This window comes from Streptomyces sp. GC420 (assembly GCF_009916105.1).
GTDB lineage: Bacteria > Actinomycetota > Actinomycetes > Streptomycetales > Streptomycetaceae > Streptomyces.
This window is the reverse complement of record NZ_JAAAXQ010000669.1, coordinates 1-2,300: the sequence shown is the minus strand read 5'-3', so window position 1 is coordinate 2,300 and position 2,300 is coordinate 1. Positions and strand designations below refer to the sequence as shown.

Sequence of the window (2,300 nt, the reverse complement as noted above, 5' to 3'; positions counted from 1 at the left end):
CCGAAGGGCTGTCCGCCGGCCGCGCAGGCGGGGCCTCTTCGGGCTTCCCCAGCAGCAGGACACAGGCCACGGCGGCGGCGAGCCCCGGCAGGACCAGCGCGACACGGCGTACGGGGACGCACGGCCCCCGACGGCGGGGCCGAGGGCCGCAGATCGGCCGGCTCGACGGTCCGCGCCCGCGCCCACAGGCCGCGCGCAGCCGCGTTTCCACGACCTCCTCCGGCGGCGGGACCTGACGGGTCATCGGGTGTGCCCCGCGGGTACCGGTCGGCGGCCTGGCCGGTCTGCGCCGACACGGTGCCCCCGACGGCCAGTGCGGCGCCGAGGGCGGACCTCCCCAGCACGATGCGCAGCCGGTGCGGACGGAGCCTGTGCCGCGGGGCGCGGTGTTCGGACATGCGTCCTTCGATCATGGTCGGGTGGGCGGGCGCACTGGCGAGTGGGTTCTCGCAACGCGTGCCGCGGTGCGGAGGCTGCCACCCCGGCGGACGTCCGACCGTGGCGGGGGCTGCGGGTTGAGCCGGTGCCTTCCGTGGCGCGCAGAGTGATGTGGACCACATCGCCGTCGGTGGCTCCTGGGTTTCGTGCCGCGCGAAACGTGCCCCGGGAGCCGCTTGAGCCGGGCCGCCCCCGGCTGCCCGGCCGCTCACCCCCGCACGCTCCGCGGCATGCGCCGATGCCCCGGCACCGCCGGGAATGCGCACCGGGGCGACCGTGTTACATCAGCAGACGCTGATGAGAAGGAGGGTCTGATGGCCCGCAGTGAAGCACGTCCCGTGGTCGTCCTCCGCTCGACGGCGGGATCCGGTCACACGTACGTGACCCGCAAGAACCGCCGCAACGACCCTGATCGTCTGGTGCTCCGCAAGTTCGACCCCGCCGTGGGCGAGCACGTCCTGTTCCGTGAGGAGCGCTGACCGCGGGAACGGCACGAGCCGGGACCACGACCCGGCCGGACGCGAGAAAGGACCCGCACCGCATGAAGCAGCACATCCACCCCGTCACCCGTTCCGTCGTCTTCCGTGACCGCGCCGCCGACTTCGCCTTCCTGACGCGCTCGACCGCCGGCTCCGAGCGGACCGTCGTGTGGACGGACGGCAACACCTATCCGGTGATCGACGTCGAGGTCTCCTCCGCGAGCCACCCCTTCTACACCGGTACCTCGCGCGTACTGGACACGGGCGGCCGCGTGGAGCGGTTCCGGCGCCGTTACGGCGACCGCCCGGCCGCCACCCGCTGAGCCGGGGGCCGGCTCGCGGGCCGGTGCCCGCCCCTGTACCGCCCCGGTCGGATCCCCCCGTCCGGCCGGGGCTCCCACCTGCCCGGCTCCCGCATGCCCCGGCGCGCACGCGTCGGCCTCACGCACGCGCCGGCCTCACGCACGCGCCGGCCTCATGCATGCGTGGCGCGCGTGCCGGGCGTACACGAGTGGCCGGTCCCGGGCCGCGGCGGGACGCCGCCGCCCCGTCAGCGCAACGTGTCGGCCCAGTCCTCCGGGACCCGTCCCGCCGGACCGGGCGTCGGCTGGTCCTCCGGGTGGCTGAGAGGCGGAGCGAGTCCCGGCCCCGACTCGTAGAGCTCCGACGTCTCGTAGTTCCAGAACCAGGACTCGCCGGGCTCGAAGCTGCGGATGACGGGGTGACCGGTCTTTGCCGCGTGGGCGCCGGCATGCTGGGCGGGCGAGGAGTCGCAGCAGCCGATGTGCCCGCACTCCGCGCAGCGCCGCAGATGGAACCACCACCCGCCCGCGGCGTCGCATTCCGCGCAGCCGGTGCCGCTCGGCGGGACGGCGGGGTTGATTCCGTTCGTGATGTTCATGACGGCTCCTGCGGGGTGTCGGGCTCCGCTGCTGTCAGGGGGAGGCGCACCTGGAAACGGGTGTCGCCGGGGACGGATTCCACCTTGATGTGGCCGTGGTGCTTGTTGACGACGATGCGCCACGAGATGTCCAGGCCGAGCCCGGTGCCCCGGCCCACCGGCTTGGTGGTGAAGAACGGGTCGAAGACACGGTCCTTGATCTCCCGCGCCACCCCGGGGCCCGTGTCCCGGCGCTTCAGCTCGCGCAGTGCCTCCAGCGCCGACTCGCCTGACTCGGCGCGCACCACGCGGTACGACTGGCCGTAGCGGCGCCGCAGGTCACGGGCCACGGCACGGGACACGCCCGGGTCGTCGTCCACGGTGAGGATGACGCCTCGCGCTGGATTGGCGGCCTGTGCCATATGTCTCCACCCCGAGAGAGTCGGCGTCCCGCCTCGACGGCAGCGCCGCGCCCGTTCCACGCACGGCGATCGAACATACGC

General features: G+C 74.0%; 4 protein-coding genes. 2 read left to right on the top strand and 2 right to left on the bottom strand.

Annotated features, from left to right (window positions below; translation table 11 throughout):
- Positions 1-752: 752 nt before the first annotated feature.
- Positions 753-917: a 50S ribosomal protein L33 gene (gene rpmG, locus GUY61_RS37645; protein WP_166634780.1), complete on the top strand. Its 165-nt coding sequence runs from the start codon at positions 753-755 to the stop codon at positions 915-917.
- 62 nt (positions 918-979) lie between these two features.
- A complete protein-coding gene (locus GUY61_RS37640) occupies positions 980-1,240 on the top strand; it encodes a type B 50S ribosomal protein L31 (RefSeq protein WP_166634779.1) in 261 nt (86 codons plus the stop codon).
- Between the two features lie 227 nt (positions 1,241-1,467).
- Here the strand turns inward: GUY61_RS37640 and GUY61_RS37635 are convergent, their stop codons facing one another.
- Both GUY61_RS37635 and GUY61_RS41390 read right to left on the bottom strand, forming a co-directional pair.
- Complete coding sequence (locus GUY61_RS37635; protein WP_166634778.1) at positions 1,468-1,818, bottom strand: UBP-type zinc finger domain-containing protein; 351 nt, start codon at positions 1,816-1,818, stop codon at positions 1,468-1,470.
- Positions 1,815-2,219, bottom strand: coding sequence for an ATP-binding protein (locus GUY61_RS41390; protein WP_166634777.1), 405 nt, complete (start codon positions 2,217-2,219; stop codon positions 1,815-1,817). Before GUY61_RS41390 ends, GUY61_RS37635 begins: the two co-directional genes overlap by 4 nt.
- Between the last annotated feature and the right edge of the window lie 81 nt (positions 2,220-2,300).

Coding starts and splice junctions, on each gene's coding strand:
- GUY61_RS37635 (WP_166634778.1), bottom strand. CDS start 1,818: ATGAACATCACGAACGGAATCAACCCCGCCGTCCCGCCGAGCGGCACC.
- GUY61_RS41390 (WP_166634777.1), bottom strand. CDS start 2,219: ATGGCACAGGCCGCCAATCCAGCGCGAGGCGTCATCCTCACCGTGGAC.
- GUY61_RS37640 (WP_166634779.1), top strand. CDS start 980: ATGAAGCAGCACATCCACCCCGTCACCCGTTCCGTCGTCTTCCGTGAC.
- rpmG (WP_166634780.1), top strand. CDS start 753: ATGGCCCGCAGTGAAGCACGTCCCGTGGTCGTCCTCCGCTCGACGGCG.